17 protein-coding genes are annotated in these 17425 nt (G+C 72.3%); 11 read left to right on the plus strand and 6 right to left on the minus strand.

The window, feature by feature from the left end; all coding sequences use genetic code 11:
* Nucleotides 1-135 precede the first annotated feature (135 nt).
* Nucleotides 136-882 carry a spermidine synthase gene (locus KGD83_RS20170; RefSeq protein ID WP_212640664.1) on the plus strand — a complete coding sequence of 249 codons (747 nt, stop codon included), beginning with the start codon at nucleotides 136-138 and terminating at the stop codon, nucleotides 880-882.
* A gap of 42 nt (nucleotides 883-924) precedes the next feature.
* Here KGD83_RS20170 and KGD83_RS20175 read toward each other — a convergent pair whose 3' ends face one another.
* Entirely contained in the window at nucleotides 925-1095 is a 171-nt protein-coding gene (locus tag KGD83_RS20175; protein WP_394358121.1) for a DUF397 domain-containing protein, read from the minus strand.
* The gene (locus KGD83_RS20180; RefSeq protein WP_212640666.1) at nucleotides 1095-1871 is read right to left on the minus strand and encodes a Scr1 family TA system antitoxin-like transcriptional regulator; all 777 of its coding nucleotides are present in this window, start codon (nucleotides 1869-1871) and stop codon (nucleotides 1095-1097) included. Before KGD83_RS20180 ends, KGD83_RS20175 begins: the two co-directional genes overlap by 1 nt.
* A gap of 97 nt (nucleotides 1872-1968) precedes the next feature.
* Here KGD83_RS20180 and KGD83_RS20185 point away from each other — a divergent pair, with 97 nt between their 5' ends.
* On the plus strand, nucleotides 1969-2337 hold the full coding sequence (locus KGD83_RS20185; RefSeq protein ID WP_212640667.1) for a hypothetical protein: 369 nt from the start codon (nucleotides 1969-1971) through the stop codon (nucleotides 2335-2337).
* 148 nt (nucleotides 2338-2485) lie between these two features.
* Here KGD83_RS20185 and KGD83_RS20190 read toward each other — a convergent pair whose 3' ends face one another.
* Complete coding sequence (locus tag KGD83_RS20190; RefSeq protein WP_212640668.1) at nucleotides 2486-3538, minus strand: LacI family DNA-binding transcriptional regulator; 1053 nt, start codon at nucleotides 3536-3538, stop codon at nucleotides 2486-2488.
* A gap of 189 nt (nucleotides 3539-3727) precedes the next feature.
* Here KGD83_RS20190 and KGD83_RS20195 point away from each other — a divergent pair, with 189 nt between their 5' ends.
* The 5 genes from KGD83_RS20195 (at nucleotide 3728) to KGD83_RS20215 (ending at nucleotide 10579) form a co-directional block, all read left to right on the plus strand.
* Nucleotides 3728-5572, plus strand: coding sequence for a glycoside hydrolase family 2 protein (locus KGD83_RS20195; protein WP_212640669.1), 1845 nt, complete (start codon nucleotides 3728-3730; stop codon nucleotides 5570-5572).
* 70 nt (nucleotides 5573-5642) lie between these two features.
* Complete coding sequence (locus tag KGD83_RS20200; protein WP_249351972.1) at nucleotides 5643-6998, plus strand: extracellular solute-binding protein; 1356 nt, start codon at nucleotides 5643-5645, stop codon at nucleotides 6996-6998.
* The gene (locus tag KGD83_RS20205) at nucleotides 6995-7936 is read left to right on the plus strand and encodes a carbohydrate ABC transporter permease (RefSeq protein WP_212640670.1); all 942 of its coding nucleotides are present in this window, start codon (nucleotides 6995-6997) and stop codon (nucleotides 7934-7936) included. The genes KGD83_RS20200 and KGD83_RS20205 overlap by 4 nt, the downstream gene beginning before the upstream one ends.
* A 1-nt stretch (nucleotide 7937) precedes the next feature.
* Complete coding sequence (locus KGD83_RS20210; protein ID WP_212640671.1) at nucleotides 7938-8843, plus strand: carbohydrate ABC transporter permease; 906 nt, start codon at nucleotides 7938-7940, stop codon at nucleotides 8841-8843.
* A gap of 143 nt (nucleotides 8844-8986) precedes the next feature.
* Nucleotides 8987-10579 carry a glycoside hydrolase family 43 protein gene (locus KGD83_RS20215; protein WP_212640672.1) on the plus strand — a complete coding sequence of 531 codons (1593 nt, stop codon included), beginning with the start codon at nucleotides 8987-8989 and terminating at the stop codon, nucleotides 10577-10579.
* Nucleotides 10580-10635: 56 nt separating this feature from the next.
* Here KGD83_RS20215 and KGD83_RS20220 read toward each other — a convergent pair whose 3' ends face one another.
* From KGD83_RS20220 to KGD83_RS20230, 3 genes are all read right to left on the minus strand, one after another.
* Nucleotides 10636-11457: an SAM-dependent methyltransferase gene (locus KGD83_RS20220; RefSeq protein ID WP_212640673.1), complete on the minus strand. Its 822-nt coding sequence runs from the start codon at nucleotides 11455-11457 to the stop codon at nucleotides 10636-10638.
* A 380-nt stretch (nucleotides 11458-11837) separates the two neighbouring features.
* Nucleotides 11838-12602 (minus strand): DUF3159 domain-containing protein, encoded by a 765-nt coding sequence (locus KGD83_RS20225; protein WP_212640674.1) that lies wholly within the window; start codon nucleotides 12600-12602, stop codon nucleotides 11838-11840.
* Nucleotides 12603-12964: 362 nt separating this feature from the next.
* Complete coding sequence (locus KGD83_RS20230; protein ID WP_047868736.1) at nucleotides 12965-13567, minus strand: response regulator transcription factor; 603 nt, start codon at nucleotides 13565-13567, stop codon at nucleotides 12965-12967.
* Between the two features lie 505 nt (nucleotides 13568-14072).
* On the opposite strand from KGD83_RS20230, the gene KGD83_RS20235 reads away from it, so the two are divergent.
* The 4 genes from KGD83_RS20235 (at nucleotide 14073) to KGD83_RS20250 (ending at nucleotide 17416) form a co-directional block, all read left to right on the plus strand.
* The gene (locus tag KGD83_RS20235) at nucleotides 14073-14957 is read left to right on the plus strand and encodes an ABC transporter ATP-binding protein (RefSeq protein ID WP_212640675.1); all 885 of its coding nucleotides are present in this window, start codon (nucleotides 14073-14075) and stop codon (nucleotides 14955-14957) included.
* A gap of 237 nt (nucleotides 14958-15194) precedes the next feature.
* Nucleotides 15195-15923 carry an ABC transporter permease gene (locus tag KGD83_RS20240; protein ID WP_212640676.1) on the plus strand — a complete coding sequence of 243 codons (729 nt, stop codon included), beginning with the start codon at nucleotides 15195-15197 and terminating at the stop codon, nucleotides 15921-15923.
* A gap of 265 nt (nucleotides 15924-16188) precedes the next feature.
* On the plus strand, nucleotides 16189-16632 hold the full coding sequence (locus tag KGD83_RS20245) for a hypothetical protein (protein ID WP_212640677.1): 444 nt from the start codon (nucleotides 16189-16191) through the stop codon (nucleotides 16630-16632).
* Between the two features lie 139 nt (nucleotides 16633-16771).
* Nucleotides 16772-17416, plus strand: coding sequence for a GOLPH3/VPS74 family protein (locus tag KGD83_RS20250; RefSeq protein ID WP_212640678.1), 645 nt, complete (start codon nucleotides 16772-16774; stop codon nucleotides 17414-17416).
* The last annotated feature ends 9 nt before the right edge of the window (nucleotides 17417-17425 follow it).

Consider the following 17425-nt stretch of genomic DNA (forward strand, 5'->3'; position numbering starts at 1 on the left):
CCCGCCGGGCGGGCCCGGCGGCGGCACGGACCCCGCCGGGCCCGGGCTTCCACCGACTGGTCCCGAACGCCGCCCGGCAGCCCGCTGGTACGTGGTACGAAGGGGACCCGGGGACCACGACGAGCAGGAGAACAGATGAGCGCCCGTTTTCAGGAACTGGACTGGCGGGCGACCCCGATGGGGGAGCTCAGCCTCCGGCGCCGCCACGACCCCCTCTTCCGCAAGGAGGTCTACGAGATCAAACTCGACGACGACTTCCTGATGTCGAGCCTGTTCACCGCGGCCGAGGTCGAACTGGCCCGGTTGGCCCTGGCCGAACTGGACGGGGCGGATGAGACGGGTGGGGCAGACTCGGCGAACAGCCTGCGCGTCGCCGTGGGCGGTCTGGGCCTGGGCTACACCGCGCACACGGTGCTGGAGGATCCGCGCGTGGGCTCCCTGGTCGTGGTGGAGGCCCTGGGCGAGGTCATCGACTGGCACCGCGAGGGACTGATCCCCTCGGGTGCGGCGCTGGTCTCCGACTCCCGCTGCCGCCTGGAGCACGGGGACTTCTTCGCCTCGGTCGGCGCCGGGACGGGGCCCGCCCCCGACCTGGGCACGGAGCCGTTCCACGCGGTGATCGTGGACATCGACCACTCACCGCGCCACCTGCTCCACCCGAGTCACGCCGGTCTGTACACAGCCGAGGGGCTGCGCCGCCTGCGCGAGCGGCTGCTCGTGCCGGGCGGCGTCTTCGCGCTGTGGTCCAACGACGCGCCGGAGGAGGAGTTCACCGCACTGCTGGCGGAGGTCTTCACCACGGCGCGCGCGGAGGTCGTGGACTTCCCCAACCCGCAGCAGGACCACGACGCATCCAACACCGTCTACGTCGCGCTGTCGTGAGCGCCCCCGCTCCCCCGGACGGGGAGTCGGCTGAGCGGGGTGTCAGCGCGCGGAGGCGGGGCCTTCACAACGAAGCAGGGCGGCCCACTCGGCGGCGGGGAAGGCCAGGGTGGCCGCTTCCTGGTTCTGGGTGTCGCGTACCAGGGTGGTCGGCCCTTCGCTGACCTCGACGCAGTGAGCGGCGTCATTGCTGTAGCTGGACTTATGCCACATCACAGCAGCCTTCCTAGCAGGGCGGACGTTTCCCCCAAGGGAAAGCACAATCCGATCAGGTTCCTCACGACAGACACTACCGCCGCGGTGTCCTCCGGCTCGTCCATCAGGAGGTTGCCCCGGGCGTAGTCGGAGGCCGCCACGGCAGCACCATCCGCCAGCCGGTAGACCTGGACAGAGGCGGCGATCAGCAGCATCGGATTGCCGTCGGGAACCAGGTGGACCGCCATCCGTTCCCGTTCCATGTGCCGCAGGATCGTCTTGACCTGGTCGGTGCGTACGCTGTCGGGCAGGCAGGTCAGCGCGGAGATGGGGAAGACGGCGGTGACGAACGGGTCATTCCTTCGTTTGAGCACCTCGTAGCGCGAGACACGAAGCTGGGCGAAGCGCTCCACATCGTCGTTGGACGCGCTGGGATGTCCTGCGCGGAACACCATGCGCGCGTAGGGCAGGGACTGGAGGAGGCCGGGCACGAGGTTGGAGACCGTCACCGTGTCGATCTCCACCGCCTTCTCCTCCAGGGCGCCCTTGGAACGCATCCAAGGCGGAATCTGCGAACCGGTGGCCACCGGTTCCCACGTGCGCACCAAGCGCCCTTCGGCCTTGAGCGCCTTGTCGAGCTGTTCGACCTTCGCACGCTTGGGCGTGATGACGCCGGTCTCCCACCGGGACACCGAGGCAGCGGAGGACCCCACACGTTCGGCAAGCTCCTCCTGCCTCAAACCGGACAGTTCACGAAGCTTGGCAAACAGAGATGTGAATTCGTTCTCAGTCACACCTCAAAGCTATCCAGGAATCTGCACCCTGGACCATATCCATACAGGCAGATATTGGTAGCTGTGCAAAACCACTGTTCAGTCGCACCGTTGGTGTATGGATGCGATCGAACAGCTACAGCACCTCCAGGAAGAACTCACCGCACGCGGGCTGCCCTCGCAGATCAGCGACAAGCCCCACTGGTTCAGCCTGAACCCGGTACCCACCCTGACCTGCTGCCCCTATCTCGGGTACGCGCAGGTCACCGTCACCGAACACGGCCTCTACCGATGGCTGGACGGCAAGGGTGACTACAGGACGCACCCCCGCGTCTTCGCCGGACTGGTCGTGGACGACCTCATCCGCACCCGGGCGGGAACCTCGTCCCCACCCGAACTGCCCGAATGGAACAAAACCGCCAAAAAGATAGCACCACCACTCCCCCGCCGAAGCGATTGGAGGCGTGCGCGCGAACAGGAGGAGTGACACGGAAACGGACCCCACCTCCGCCATGCCGTGGGGTCCATTCTCATTCACCTACGCAAGCACGAAGAGAAAATCAGACCATTTCCATGCATTTCCGTAAAGCGGCTTGCGCGTCTGGTGGCCCCGGTCTCTCCGAGGAGGACGGGCCTCAGAGCGCGCTGGCGCTGCTCTCCCGCACGAGGAGGGTGTGGCCGACGACGACCTTGGCCGAGGCCCGGTCGGCCCCGGCCCCGGACTCCGCGTCCGGAGCGCCGCGACGGGCCTCCACCTCCTCCAGCAGCAGCCGCACCGCCTCCCCGGCCAGGCCCGGCTTGTCCGGGGCGACGGTGGTCAGGCTCGGCACGGAGTAGCGCCCGGGGGCGATGTCGTCGAATCCCACCACCGCCACGTCCCGGGGGACCCGCACCCCTGCGTCGTGCAGCGCGCGCATCGCCCCCAGCGCCAGCAGGTCGTTCATGCACAGCAGCGCGTCGGGCGGCCTGGGTCCGGCGACGAGTTCGGCGGCCAGCTCCGCCCCGTCCCTCCAGTGGAAGTGCCCGGCCGGTCGCACCAGCGCGGGGTCGTAGCTCCTCCCCCTAGCCTCCAGGGCCTCGCGGTAGCCGCGGGTGCGCAGCTCGGCCGTGCCGGAGGGGCCCGGCGGCCGACCGCCCACCACCGCGATCCGGGTTCGTCCGCCGTCGAGCAGGTGCTCGGTCGCCTCCCGCGCGGCGGCCACGTTGTCGATCGCGACGTGACCGTGGCGGACCATGCGGGGCAGTTCGCCCAGGAGCACCACCGGCAGCCGGGAGGGGTGCGTGCGCAGGGCGGCGTCGTCCATGGCGAGCGGGCTGAGGATGACCCCGTCGACGAAGTCGGCGCCGAACCCCTCCAGCGCGGACTCCTCGCGCTCGCGGCGGGCCTCGCTCTGGTGGACGAGGACGGTGCACGAGAGGCGTTCGGCCTCGCGGATGACCAGGTCGGCGAGCTCGGCGAAGTAGCCCAGGTCGAGTTCGGGCACGACCAGCGCGATCACGCCGGTCCGGCCGCGGCGCAGGTGGCGTCCGGCCAGGTTGACCCGGTAGCCCAGGGCGTCGATGGCCGCCTCCACGGCGGCGCGCGTGGCGGGCCTGACGTGCGGGTGGTCGTTAATAACGTTGGAAACCGTCTTCTCCGAGACCCCGGCCTGACGCGCGACGTCCTTGATACGCGGCCTCGTGCCCACGTCCACCCCCGATCAGCGCCATCCTAGCCCGCGCCCGGCCGCCGCCCGCAGGTCGGACCCGGCCGTTCCCAGCGCGGTACCCGGAGCCTCCTGACCTTCGGATCGAGGTATTTACATCGATGTAAAAATGTGCTGACATGTGGCGTGACGCCAGTCACAGGACGACGCCGTGAGAAGGAGAGCACCTCCGTGCCGACGCACCACCGCTCGCAGCGCGGGGACGGGCCCACCGCTCCGCCCCGCCCCGAGTACCCGCGCCCGCAGTTCACCCGCCCCGACTGGCTGTGCCTGAACGGCACCTGGGACTTCGAGACCGACCGCGGCGACAGCGGGCTCGAACGGGGCCTGCGCGACGCGGAGCTCTCCGGCACCATCACCGTCCCCTTCTGCCCGGAGTCGGAGCTGTCCGGCGTGGGCGACACCGACTTCATGGAGGCGGTCTGGTACCGGCGCACCGTCCGCGTACCCGGCGCCTGGGCCGGACGGCGCGTCCTGCTGCACTTCCAGGCCGTCGATCACGACACCACCGTGTGGGTCAACGGCACGGAGGTCGTCCGCCACCGCGGCGGGTTCACCCCCTTCACCGCCGACCTGTCCGGGGTCGCCGCCCCCGGCGAGGAGGCCGTGGTGGTCGTGCGCGCCCGCGACAGCCGACACGGCTTCCAGGCCCGCGGCAAGCAGGCCACCTGGTACGCCAACACCGGGTGCCACTACACGCGCACCACCGGGATCTGGCAGACCGTGTGGATGGAACCGGTCCCCGACACGCACCTGCGCCGCCCCCGCATCACCCCGGACCTGGCCAACGGGGCCTTCCACCTGCTCCTGCCGCTGTCCGGCAGCGGCGAGGGCCTGCGGGTGCGCGCCGTCCTGGAGGACGGGGACGGCGAGGTCACCGCCGCCGAGGCCCGCGCCGACCTGGACGCCGCGCCCCGGCTGACCCTGGCGGTGCCGGTGGAGCGGCGCCGCTCCTGGTCGCCGCAGGACCCGCACCTGTACACGCTGCGCCTGGAACTGCTCGACGCCGAAGGCGCGGTGGTGGACCGGGCCGGGTCCTACGCGGGCCTGCGGTCGGTCTCCGTCCAGGGCAAGGCGATCCTGATCAACGGCCAGCGCGTCTTCCAGCGCCTGGTCCTGGACCAGGGCTACTACCCCGACGGGCTGATGACCGCGCCCGACGACGCCGCCCTGGTGCGCGACATCGAACTGGGCCTGCGGGCCGGTTTCAACGGGGCCCGCCTGCACCAGAAGGTCTTCGAGGAGCGCTTCCTCTACCACGCCGACCGGCTCGGCTACCTGGTCTGGGGCGAGTTCGGCGACTGGGGGTGCGCGGCCCACGGCGGCCCGACCGACGACAACCAGCGGCCGGACGCCTCCTACGTGGCCCAGTGGACCGAGGCCGTCGAACGCGACTACTCCCACCCCAGCGTCGTCGGGTGGTGCCCGCTCAACGAGACCTTCCAGCGGCTGCACGACCGCTTCACCGCCCTGGACGACGTGACCCGGGCGATGTTCCTGGCCACCAAGGCGATCGACCCGTCCCGCCCGGTGGTGGACGCCTCCGGGTACGCCCACCGGGTCCCCGAGACCGACGTCTACGACTCCCACAGCTACGAGCAGGACCCCGAGGCGTTCCGCGAGCAGATGAGCGGCCTGGCCCAGGACGACCCCTACGTCAACCGAGGCGCGGACGGCCGCGACTGGTCGGTGCCCTACCGCGGCCAGCCCTACTTCTGCAGCGAGTTCGGCGGAATCCGCTGGGACCCCGGCACCGACGGCGGCGAGCAGTCGTGGGGGTACGGCGACGATCCGAGGACCGCGGAGGAGTTCCACACCCGCTTCGAGGACCTGACGGGCGTGCTGTTGGAGGACCCGGACATGTTCGGTTACTGCTACACGCAGCTCACCGACGTGTTCCAGGAGCGCAACGGCGTCTACCGGTTCGACCGCGGCGACAAGCTCGACACCGCCCGCATAGCCGCCGCCCAGCGCAGGACGGCCGCGTACGAGAAGGCCGATCGTCGGCCCGAGTGAGTGCGTCCCCGGGACGCCCCGGGGACCACCGTCCCCCCACCACCCCCCGCCCCTTTCCTGGAGTCCGCCGATGCCGCACCCACCACGCAGACCCAGCCCGCCGACCGGGCCGCCTCCGCCGTTCTCGCGGCGCCGCGTGCTCCTGGGCACGGGAGCCCTCGCCCTGGGCTCGGCCCTGGGCGCCGCCGGGTGCGCCCCCGGCGCCGCTCAGGGACCGGGCACGCAGGTGCGGTTCTGGAGCCTGTTCCAGGGCGGCGACGGCGCCCGGGTGCAGACCATGCTGGACGCGGTGCGCGAACAGGCCCCGCACCTGGACGTCACCCCCAGCACACTGGCCTGGGGACCGCCGTACTACACCAAGCTGGCGGTGGCCTCCGTGGGCGGTCGGGCCCCCGAGACGGCCGTGCTGCACCTGTCCCGCCTGCCCGGGTACGCCCCCGGCGGGCTGCTCGAACCCTTCGACCTGGACCTGCTGGCCGAGTTCGGGGTCACCGCCGAGGACTTCGTACCCGACCTGTGGGAACGCGGCATCCACGACGGCGCCACCTACGCCGTCCCGCTGGACACCCACCCGGTGATCGTCTTCTACGACGCCGAAGTCGCCGACCGGGCCGGTCTGCTCGACGGGGACGGGAAGCTGACCGGGATGGACTCCCCCGAGGGGTTCCTCGCGGCTTCCCGGGCGCTGGCCGAGGCCGGGGGCGGCAACGGCGTCTCCTACGGGCACGTCAACGACGACTCCCAGGGGTGGCGGCTGTTCTGGATGCTGTACGACCAGACCGGCGCGTCCATGGAGCTGCCCGAGGGCGGACCGGCCGTGTTCGACCGCGACGCGGCGCTGCGCGTGTACTCCTTCCTCGCCGAACTGCTCGACGGGCGGACGTCGGAACCGGACCTGGACTACCCCACCGCCCTGGCGGCCTTCGCCTCGGGGCGCTCGGCGATGCTCGTGTGCGGGGAGTGGGAGCTGCCCTACCTGTCCGAGCACGTGGAGAACCTGGGGGCGGCCCCCTTCCCCACGGTCTTCGACCAGCCCGGCGGGTACGCCGACTCGCACGCCTTCGTGCTGCCCCGCCAGGGCGACCCCGACCCCGCACGGGTGCGCGCCGCCCACGAGTTCGTGGCGCTCATGGTGCGCAACAGCCTGATCTGGGGCGAGGCGGGCCACATCCCGGCCTACTCGCCGATCGCCCAGTCGCCGGAGTACCTGGCGCTGGACCCGCAGTCGGACTACGCCGCCGCCGGGGAGACCCCCGTGCTCGACCCCGAGGTGTGGTTCGCCGGGGCCGGATCACGGTTCCACTCCGACGTGAGCGAGGCGCTGCGCACGGCCCTGACCGGCGACGGACCCGAGGCGGCGGTGGACCACCTGGGCCGGACCCTGGACTCCTGGGCCGCCCGCACCAACCCGGGAGGCCAGGAATGAGCGTGACCACCCAAGCCCCCGCCCGCGCCCGCGCGGGCTCCCCGCCGGGCGGCCCCGGCGGCGCGCGGCTGCTGTGGCGGCGCCTGGCGGACTCGCCCCTGGTGTTCCTGCTGCCCTTCCTCCTGGTGTACGCGCTGTTCCTGGCCTGGCCGCTGGTGAGCGGCCTGTGGATGAGCTTCACCGACACCGCCCTCAACGGGGCGGGCGGCGCGGTCGTCGGGCTGGACAACTACGCCGAGGCGCTGGGCGACCCGATGGTGTGGCGGACCCTGGGCAACACCCTCCTGTTCACCCTCATCACCACCGTCCCCCTGGTGGTGGTCGCGCTGGCCATGGCGGTCCTGGTGCACACCGGGCTGCCCGGGCAGTGGCTGTGGCGGCTGTCGTTCTTCCTGCCGTTCCTGCTGCCGGTGGCCACCGTGGCGCTGGTGTGGAAGTTCCTGTACGTGGAGGACTTCGGCCTGCTCAACCACACGCTGGGGCTGCTGGGGGCGGAGGGCCTGGGCTGGCTGACCGACGAGGGCGTGGCGATGTGGTCGGTGGCGCTGACCACGGTGTGGTGGACGGTCGGGTTCAACTTCCTGCTGTACCTGGCCGCCCTCCAGTCGATCCCCGGCCACCTGTACGAGGCCGCCGCACTGGACGGCGCTGGGGTGCGGGCACGGCTGCGCCACGTCACCCTCCCCCAACTGCGGGGCACCACGGTGGTCGTCCTGCTGTTGCAGGTGCTGGCCTCGCTGAAGGTCTTCGACCAGATCTACCTGCTCACCGGGGGCGGCCCGGGCGAGGCGACACGCTCGCTGCTGCTCTACATCTACGACGTGGGCTTCACCGGCTACCGGTTCGGGTACGGCGCCGCCGTCTCCTACCTGTTCCTGGCGCTCGTCCTGGGCGTGGCCGCCCTCCAGTTGTGGATCAGCGCGCGGAGAAGGAGCTGACATGGCGACGCGGAGCGTACGTTCGACGCGGCGGGCCGAGGCGGCCCTGGACCGCGCCAGGCAGCGCGACCTGATGCTGGGCGGGGGCCGCGGACCGCGGATCGCCGCGATGACGGCGCTGGCGGTCCTCGCCGTGCTGTGGCTGGCCCCCATGGGGTGGGCGCTGGTCACCTCGTTCAAGACCGAGGGGGACGCGGTCTCGCTGCCGCCGACCCTGGTCCCCGGGGCCGGGTTCACCCTGGAGCAGTACCGCAACCTGTTCGAGGCAGGGAACGTGCAGATGTGGCTGTTCAACAGCCTGGTCATCGCAGTGCTGGTCACCCTGCTCACGATCGCGGTGGCGGCCCCGGCGGCCTTCGCGATGTCGCGCATGGACTTCCGGGGCCGCGCGGCGCTGACTGCCTTCACGGTGGCGGCGATCGTGGTCCCGCCGCAGCTGCTCATCGTGCCGCTGTTCCAGCAGATGGTGTCGCTGGGCCTGGTGGACACCTACGCGGCGGTGGTCCTGCCGCAGCTGGTGGCGCCGGTCATCGTGTTCGTGCTCAAGCGGTTCTTCGACGCGGTGCCGCGCGAACTGGACGAGGCGGCCCGCATGGACGGGGCCTCCTACTGGCGGCTGTTCACGACGGTGATCATGCCGCTGTCGCGGCCCATCCTGGCGGCGGCGTCGATCTTCGTGTTCATCACCGCCTGGAACAACTACCTGTGGCCGTTCATCGTCACGACCGACCCGGCCCTGATGACGCTGCCCGTGGGCATCCCCAACGTCCTGGACTCCTACGGCACCTTCTACGCCTCGCAGCTGGCGGCGTCGATGGTGGCGGCGGCGCCGATGGTGGTGGTGTTCATGCTGTTCCAGCGCCAGATCGTCAACAGCGTCGCCACGACGGGTCTGGGCGGACAGTGAGGACCGGCCCGCGCGCCCGGGGCCGACCGGCCGCGGCGCACCCGGGGTCGCACCGCGCGCCGCCGCGGGCGCGCGGGCTCCACCGCACGACGACAACGACGCAAGAAACAGGAAGAGCACCACTCACCGGACGGGAAACAGCGATGTCACCACGCACGTCCCCTCGCCCGCGACGCCGCCTGAGGGCCCTCAGCGCCCTGACCCTGGCGCTGCTCGCACTCCCCCTCGCCACCGCCGCCACCACCACCGCCACCGCCACCGCCACCGCCACCGCCACCGCCACCGCCACCGCCACCGCCACCAGCGGTACCGCCGCTACGACGGCCAGCGCGACCGACGGCGACACGGCCACCGGAACCGCGCGGGAGGGGACGTTCCGCAACCCCCTCAACGCCGGAGCCGACCCCACGATCGTGCACCACGACGGGAACTACTACCTGTCCACCACCCAGGGCGACCGCATATCCGTGTGGAGGTCGCCCAGCCTGGCCACCCTGGCCACCGCCGAACCCGTGGAGGTGTGGCGCGACAGCGACCCCAGCCGCGACACCGAACTGTGGGCCCCGGCGCTGCACCGGTTCCAGACCGGGGACGGGCCGCGCTGGTACCTCTACTACACGGCCGCCGACAGCAGGCTGACCGACCCCGTGGAGCGGGACGCCAGCCACCGGCTCTACGTCCTGGAGTCGGCCGGCGACGACCCGGCCGGTCCCTACGAGTTCAAGGCGCGGATCGCCGACACCGGCACCTACGCCATCGACGGCGAACCGTTCGTGCACGACGGGCGGCCCTACTTCGCATGGAGCAGCCCCGGACGCGGGTTCGACGGCGGCCCCCAGCAGCTCTACGCCGCGCGCATGAGCAACCCGTGGACGGTCGAGGGCGAACCCGTCGCGCTGCCCAACGAGGGCGGCTGCCCCGAGGTCCGGGAGGGGCCGACCCCGCTGTACCGCGACGGCCGGACCTTCCTCACCTACTCCACCTGCGACACCGGCAAACCCGAATACCAGATCTGGTCGATCGCGCTGGACGAGGGCGCCGACCCGCTGTCGGCGGACGCCTGGGAGCAACTGCCGGGCCCGCTGTTGAGCCGCGACGACGCGGCCGGGGTCTGGGGGCCCGGGCACCACTTCTTCTTCCGCTCGCCCGACGGCACCGAGGACTGGATCGCCTACCACGCCAAGAACACGCCCGAGTACACCTACTCCTTCCGGTCCACGCGCGCCCAGCGCGTCGGCTGGACCCCCGGGGGGACCCCCGACCTCGGACGGCCGCTGGCCGCGGGGGCGACCCAGCGCCTCCCCTCCGGCGACCCGGGCGCGGGCAGCACGGCGGTCAACGACACCGACACCGGCCGGAGCGGGCCGCGGGTCTCCTACGGGGGCGACTGGACCACGGGGGACCGGTGCGGGGCGTACTGCTTCCACGGCGACGACCACTACACCGCCCAGGCCGGGGCCACGGCCACCTACCACTTCACCGGGTCGCGGATCGCGGTGTACGCCTCCCTGGACACCGACCACGGCTACGCCACGTTCTCGGTGGACGGCGGGCCGCCCTCGGAGCCGGTGAGCTACCACAACCCGTTCCGGGTCGGCGAGCAGCGCGTGTACCTGAGCCCCGATCTGGGCGCCGGCGAGCACACCCTGACCGTCACGGTCACCGGTGACCGGCCCGCCGGGTCCAGCGGAGCCGTCGTCACCATCGACCGCGCGGAGGTCTACCCCGCGCCCTGAGCGCGCGCCGGTTCCGCCCGAGGCCGGGGCGCGGGCGGGACCGGCACCGCGCGGCGTCAGGGCTTGCGGGCCACGCCGCCGTACTGGTCCATGCCGCGCCGGGAGCCGACCTCGATGGGGGCGGGGCGCCACAGGGGGCAGGGGACCACGCCCGGCTCCAGCAGCTCCAGGCCCTCGAAGCGGGCGGCGACCTCCTCCGGGCTGCGCAGGAGGTAGGGGACCGCGCCCTGCTTGTTGCCCACCTCGATGGCCTCGTTGTAGGCCTCGCTGGTGTTGGTGCCGTCGTAGCTCGCCAGGTAGCTGCCCGGGGGCAGCGCGTCCACCAGGCGGCGCACGACCGGCAGGACCTCGTCGTCGGGCACGTGGCCCAGGACGCCCATGAGCATGAGCGCGATGGGCTGGTCGAAGTCCAGGGTCCGGGCCGCATGCTCCAGGATCGCGTCGGGGTCGCGCAGGTCGGCGTCGATGTAGTCGGTGACCCCCTCGGGGGTGCCGACCAGCAGCGCGCGGGCGTGCGCGAGCACGAGGGGGTCGTTGTCCACGTAGACCACGCGGGCCTCCGGGGCGATCGACTGGGCGACCTCGTGGGTGTTGTTGGCGGTGGGCATGCCGGTGCCGACGTCGAGGAACTGGCGGATGCCCGCCTCGCCCGCCAGGTGGGTCACGACGCGGATGAGGAACTCCCGGCTGGTGCGGGCCAGGTCCACGATCTCGGGGAAGCCCGCGGCGACCGCGTCGCCCGCCTCGCGGTCGATCGGGTAGTTGTCCTTGCCGCCCATCCAGTAGTTCCAGATCCGGGCCGAGTGGGTCCGGGTGGTGTCGATCTGCGGCGGGCGGTCGGCGGAGGCGGGAGTGGACGGGGACGCATCGTCGGACATAGGGGCATCCACCTCGGTAGACAGGGGGTTGACGTCACGGAACGCGGCCCCCGGCGCTCACGCGACCACGATCCCGCCGAGGCCGGGGAAACCGCTCGCACCGATGCTATCCACACCGCGCGGGCGGGGCTCGGCTCAACGCCCGAATCCTCGCCCCGGGGCCGCGCTCGGCCACGGGAAGGAAAGGCTCTCCCGGACGTTGAGCGGCGGGCTCGGCGGGGAGCGCGGAGCCGCCCGTCGGCCCCTCGGCGCCTCCGGGGCCGCGTGCGGTGCGCGCCGGACACCCCGCCGCGCGGGCCGAGGTGGTCGGTCCGCGCGGCGGGGTGTCGGGGGCGGCGGTGTGCGGCGGGGGCGGGCGGCCCGGAGGCCGGTGGGGGAGGTCAGCCCCGCTCGGCGGCCTCGGAGTCGGCGGACTCGACCAGGCGCTTGGTGGAGCGGCGGAAGGCCCAGATGACCACCACGGCGACCACGGCCAGAAGCGGGAAGCCCATCACGGTGTCGGCGACCGCCAACCAGGCGGTGGAGTCGGCCAGGTAGAGCCAGCCCTGCACCACGAACCGCAGCACGCACAGCATCAGCACCGCGAACGTGGCGGCGTGGTGCGCGACCAGCGTGGGCCGGTCCTCGCGCCAGGCGTGGGTGCCGCCGTGCACGGCGTTCCAGATGACACCGGTCACCGGCCGGTTCATGAGGGTCGTGACGAGCACGACCACGCCCACCACCAGGGCGGCCCAGATGCCGATCACGAAGAAGTCGTTGGCCGACCCGGTCCAGGCGACGATGCCCCCGGCGATCACGACGCCGAGCACCCCGCCGTACACGGAGCTGAAGGGCTTGCCGCGCCAGAGCTGGACCACGGCGATCACCACGGCCAGGGCGATCGCGATCCCGGCGGCGACCAGCGGCGAGACGAAGGCGATGGCCCCCGCGAAGACCAGGGCCGGGATCGCCGAGAGGACCATCCCCCACGGGCCGCCGGCCGCCTCCATCGCCGCCTGCTTGACGTCGACGGGCTGCTCGGGCTGCTCGGGCTGGGCGGCGGGGCGGTGCTCGGTCATGGTAACTCCGTCCGGGGAGGTGGTCGGGTCGGTGTGCTCGGGGGAGGCGGGGAGGTTCCGGTCGGCGGTCGTGTCACTGCGTGCCATGTCGTTCCTCTCTTTCACGTCCGCTTCCGGCTCCGCCGCCGGGTCGGCGCCCCGTCGCGGTCGCGTCCACGCCGCCCCCGTGCGGGGAAGGGGCGACGGGGTGTCCCGCGTGCGCTCCGGGTGTCTCCCGGTGGCGGCCGGTGTGAAGTTCATGTCCCCTATTCCACCGGTTCGCGCGCTCGTCGGGCAGTGCGACGGCGTCACCACTTCGCCGTGACGCCGCGTTGAGGCCGACCATGACGTAGTGTCACTGGTGGAACGCGAAACGCCAGGTCACCGATGTGCGCGGACGGCGCCGCGGTCCCGTGTCACGGGACCGCGGCGTCCGGGAAGCGGGCGCCCGCGCACGCGGCGCCGGGAACTCACAGCCAGTCGTGCTCGCGCGCGTACCGCGCCGCCTCGTGCCGGGTCCGCGTCTGGGTCTTCTGCATCGCGTTGGACAGGTAGTTGCGCACCGTGCCCTCCGCCAGGTGGAGCTGGGCGGCGATGTCGGCGACCGAGTAGCCCTCGCTGGTCGCCCGCAGCACGTCCACCTCGCGGTCGGTGAGCGGGCAGTCGTCGATGACGGCGAGCGCGGAGACGTCCGGGTCGATCCACCGCTTGCCCCGGTGCAGGTTGTCGATGACCGAGGCGATGTGCGCCGGTTCCGCGGACTTGCTGACGAACCCCTGCACCCGGAGCTTGAGCGCCTTGCGGAGCACGCCGGGCCTGGCGTGGCGGGTGAGCATGAGGATCACCTGGTCCGGCAGTTCGCGGCGGATCCGCTCGACGGCGCCGAGCCCGTCCACGTTGGGCATCTCCAGGTCGATGACGAGCACGTCGGGCCGGTGGTCCAGCACGGCCCGCACGGCCTCCTCCCCGTCCTCCGCCTCGGCGAGCACGGTGATCTCCCCCTCCAGCGGGAGCAGGGCGGCCATCGCCTTGCGCAGGAGGGCCTCGTCGTCGGCGAGTACCACGGTGGTCATCTGCAGTCCTTCCGCGTTGTCGTGCGCTGTGCCGGGGCCGGGCGCGGGAACTGCGCGGCGGTCGGGGACCGGCCCTTGTCGTGTCGGACCGCCGACCCGCCGCAGCGGTCGGCCACGCGTTCGCGCGGAACGGCCACGGCAGCGCAACCATAGGACGCCGACGGTCCGTCCCGGACCGGCGTCCCGGACGGACCGACCGCCGCGGTGGCGGCCGGGCACGGGATCCCGGCGCGGCGGAGGCGGCTCACCGCCCCGCCGCCGACGGCCCGGCGGTACGGGCGGGGCGGCCGCGGCAGGGCCGGAGCCGCCGTCGGCGGGATGCGCGGGGGCCGGGTGTGCATGTGCGGCTCTCCGGGTCCGAGGACGGGGGTCCCTCCCAGTATTCCGCCGATCGCGCCGCGCCCACCAGTGACACCGCGTCATGGGCCCACCCCCACAAACGTCACGGCCAGGTGATGACGTGGTCCCACTGCCCCGCGAACGCGGCGAACGCTGCAATGGACGCATGACCTCCACAGCAGTCATCGACGTCGAACGGCTCAACCTCGAGTACGGGGACTTCCACGCCGTGAGGGACCTGTCCCTGCAGGTGGGGCGCGGGGAACTCTACGCGCTGCTCGGCACGAACGGCGCGGGCAAGACCTCGACCCTGGAGACCGTCGAGGGCCACCGCACCGCCACCTCGGGCACCGTACGGGTCTTCGGCCAGGATCCGCGCGACCGGCGCGCCGTGCGGCCCCGGGTGGGCATCATGCTCCAGGAGAGCGGGTTCTCCCCGGACCTGACGGTGAAGGAGTCGGTCCGGCTGATCGGCGGGCTCACCCGGCGCACGGACACGGTCGAACGCGTGCTCGGCATGGTCGGCCTCACCGCCAAGGCCGGGACCAAGGTGTCCCAGCTCTCGGGCGGCGAGAAGCGGCGGCTGGACTTCGCCACCGCCGCGTACGGGTCGCCGGAGCTGATCTTCCTGGACGAGCCCACCACCGGTCTGGACATCCAGTCCCGGGACGGGCTGTGGGAGGCCGTGGACAGGCTGCGCGAGGACGGCTCGACCATCGTGCTGACCACGCACTACCTGGAGGAGGCCCAGCAGCGCGCCGACCGCATCGGGCTGATGCACAAGGGCTCCCTCCACCGGGAGGGGACCGTGGCCGAGCTGACGCAGACCCTTCCGGCCACGATCCGCTTCTCCCTTCCCGACACCGCGCCGACGCCGCCGGTCGGGGCCGCGCGCCAGGGCGACGGGGCGTTCCTCGTCGAGACCCTGAGCCTGCAGAAGGACCTGTACACCCTGTTGGGCTGGGCGCAGGACAACGCGGTCGAACTGCGGGGGCTGGAGGCCGGGCCGACCCGGCTCGACGACGTCTTCCGCTCCATCGGCGACGACTAGGCGGTGTCTTTCTGGACCTCCGCTCCGCTTCGGTCCGCGTCCGGGCGCCCGAAGCACGGGGGACCTCAGGCACCTCCAGAACCCCCTGGGCGCCCGAACCACCCCCCGCAAGCTGGAACCGGCTCGAAGAACAGTCCCTGAACGGTGCTCTCCGGGACCCGCGCCCCGCGGCGCGGCGGGCGGCCGCACCGAACACGCTCCGACTCCCCGCACCTTCCAGGAAAAAGGACCCGCACCATGCTCCCGATCGCTCAGAGCGAGCTGATCCAGATCTTCCGGAACCGACTGGTTCTGGTCACCATGCTCATCGTCCCGGCGGCCTCCAGCGCGTTCTACATCTACATGCACCAGACCTTCCCCGCGCTGCGCGAGGCCGTGGACCCGGGTGCCATCGCCTCGATCCTGGTGTTCCTCGTGGTGACCATGGGGCTCTACACCACCTCGGTCACCACGCTCGCCTCCCGGAGGCAGAACCTCTTCCTCAAGCGGCTGCGCTCCACGGCGTCGGGCGACGCCGGAATCCTCACCGGGCTGCTGCTCCCGGTCACCGCCGTCACGCTGGTCCAGGTGACCGTGATCCTGGCCGTGCTGGCCGTGGTCGGCGGCGCCCCGGACAACCTGCCCCTGCTGGTGGCGGCCGTCGTCGCGACGATGGTCATGATGGCGGGCCTGGGGCTGGCCACGGCCGGACTGACCAACTCCCCCGACCACGCCCAGGTGACCACGCTGCCCATCATGATCGGCGTCCTGGCCGTCTCCGGCTGGGTCGGGTTCACCGGCACCGAGGAGCTGACCCTGCTCAAGCGGCTGCTGCCCGGCGGCTCGGCCTCGGAGCTGGTGGTCAACGCCTGGAGCGGCGGCGTTCCGGTCACCGAGTCCCTGTTCCTGCTGGCGCCCACGCTGGCCTGGGTCGCCGTCGCCATCGCGGCGGCCACCCGGATCTTCCGCTGGGAACCGCGCAGGTGAGGAACCCGGGACGGGCCGCCCGCACACGCGAACGGGGTTGTTGCTGTTGGATCGAAAGGCCACTCAAGCGCACACGGGAGCACAGGAGTCATCCTGTGCTGCTGGCGGAAGGCAGCGTGTGGTGCGTGCCCCCACCCCGGTGGACGACCCGCCCAGGAGAGTCTGTCCGAGGGGTTCGCTGGTCCTCCGGACAAGCGCCCGCGGCCCTGGCTGCGGTCGCATCGAACACAACAACGAAACCGGCGAGGTCAGGAGGCGAGGCGAGATGGCGGGTACCGGCACGCGGCGGACGCCAACGCCGACCACCTGGCCGCCTGGCCGCCTGGCCGCCTGGCGACTCGACACCCGCGGCAACCCGACCGGGAACCCGCGACGGTTCGCCTTCGACCTGTCCGGCAGCGCGCCCCGCCGGGACGCGCAGGTGCGCCACGCCCCGTCCCGGCTGCTGCGCTGGGCCACCGCACAAGGTGTGCGGGCCGTCGCCGCGGAGGACCCGGACTTCGCCCGCGAGAAGACCCGGGAGAAGCACGGACGCCGTACGAGGTTCCGGCGGCTGATCAGCGGTTTCCCCACCGCCCGGCTGCGGTCCCGGCTGGTGTCGACGGCCCGCGCCCTGGGGGTGGCGGTCATCGCCGCGGACCCCGCGTATACGTCAAGGTGGGGCGCCCAACACACGATGCGCGTGGCCGGACGGGCAGGAACGCGGTGACCCAACCCATCCAGAACCGTTCGGGACGAGTGCGGTGCCAGCGTGACCCCGGGGGTCACTTCCGATCACCGTTCAGGAACGGTACTTCCACGGCAGAGCCCGACCGGGCCCGCGAGGACGCATTCGAGAGGAGAACGACATGGACCTGACGCTGCCGCAGCGGCTCTACCTGCTCAGCTACGACACCGACAAGAACCGGTTCGACCCCGTCAGCGCCGGCTACCGCGGCCAGCTGCTGTGCGCCGCGGCGCTGGCCGACCTGACCCTGGGCGGGGTGCTGCGCCCCCGCGACGGCAAGGTGACGCGCGCCATCGCCCGGGCTCCCCGGGACCCGTTCCTGGCCCGGGTCCTGTCCGACCTGTCCCCCAACGCGCCGCACCACTGGATCAACCTCCTCTATCCCCAGATGGGCAGGGCAGAGGAGATGGTGCGCGGGGAACTGGTCGCGAACGGGGCGGTCAGGGTCAGACGCGGCCGGACGCTGGGGGTGTTCCCCACCCGCACGGTCATCCCCGAACGGCCCGGGGAGGTGGACCGGCTGCGCGAGCGCACGCGCGAGGCGGTCCTGGGCGGCGGCGACCCGGCGGCGGTACCCCTCCGGGACGCGGCCCTGGTCGCGATCGCGACCGAGGGCGACGTGTGGACCGTGTTCGCCCCCAACGAGCGCTGGCGGCACAGGCCAGCGGTCAGGGCGCTCCAGGAGCGCTTCGACGCCGCCGCCCCCGGACTGCGCAACGCGGTCCGTACGGCCGTCATGGCCACCGGCAAGGGCGCGTCCGCCTGACCGGGCGGC

Origin of the sequence: Nocardiopsis akebiae (assembly GCF_018316795.1) — a bacterium.
GTDB classification, from domain to species: domain Bacteria; phylum Actinomycetota; class Actinomycetes; order Streptosporangiales; family Streptosporangiaceae; genus Nocardiopsis; species Nocardiopsis dassonvillei.

What these genes read in the sequence shown, in the direction of transcription:
- KGD83_RS20170 (WP_212640664.1), top strand. Translation starts at nt 136, where the DNA reads ATGAGCGCCCGTTTTCAGGAACTGGACTGGCGGGCGACCCCGATGGGG.
- KGD83_RS20175 (WP_394358121.1), bottom strand. Translation starts at nt 1,095, where the DNA reads ATGTGGCATAAGTCCAGCTACAGCAATGACGCCGCTCACTGCGTCGAG.
- KGD83_RS20185 (WP_212640667.1), top strand. Translation starts at nt 1,969, where the DNA reads ATGGATGCGATCGAACAGCTACAGCACCTCCAGGAAGAACTCACCGCA.
- KGD83_RS20200 (WP_249351972.1), top strand. Translation starts at nt 5,643, where the DNA reads ATGCCGCACCCACCACGCAGACCCAGCCCGCCGACCGGGCCGCCTCCG.
- KGD83_RS20205 (WP_212640670.1), top strand. Translation starts at nt 6,995, where the DNA reads ATGAGCGTGACCACCCAAGCCCCCGCCCGCGCCCGCGCGGGCTCCCCG.
- KGD83_RS20210 (WP_212640671.1), top strand. Translation starts at nt 7,938, where the DNA reads ATGGCGACGCGGAGCGTACGTTCGACGCGGCGGGCCGAGGCGGCCCTG.
- KGD83_RS20215 (WP_212640672.1), top strand. Translation starts at nt 8,987, where the DNA reads ATGTCACCACGCACGTCCCCTCGCCCGCGACGCCGCCTGAGGGCCCTC.
- KGD83_RS20220 (WP_212640673.1), bottom strand. Translation starts at nt 11,457, where the DNA reads ATGTCCGACGATGCGTCCCCGTCCACTCCCGCCTCCGCCGACCGCCCG.
- KGD83_RS20225 (WP_212640674.1), bottom strand. Translation starts at nt 12,602, where the DNA reads ATGGCACGCAGTGACACGACCGCCGACCGGAACCTCCCCGCCTCCCCC.
- KGD83_RS20230 (WP_047868736.1), bottom strand. Translation starts at nt 13,567, where the DNA reads ATGACCACCGTGGTACTCGCCGACGACGAGGCCCTCCTGCGCAAGGCG.
- KGD83_RS20235 (WP_212640675.1), top strand. Translation starts at nt 14,073, where the DNA reads ATGACCTCCACAGCAGTCATCGACGTCGAACGGCTCAACCTCGAGTAC.
- KGD83_RS20240 (WP_212640676.1), top strand. Translation starts at nt 15,195, where the DNA reads ATGCTCCCGATCGCTCAGAGCGAGCTGATCCAGATCTTCCGGAACCGA.
- KGD83_RS20245 (WP_212640677.1), top strand. Translation starts at nt 16,189, where the DNA reads ATGGCGGGTACCGGCACGCGGCGGACGCCAACGCCGACCACCTGGCCG.
- KGD83_RS20250 (WP_212640678.1), top strand. Translation starts at nt 16,772, where the DNA reads ATGGACCTGACGCTGCCGCAGCGGCTCTACCTGCTCAGCTACGACACC.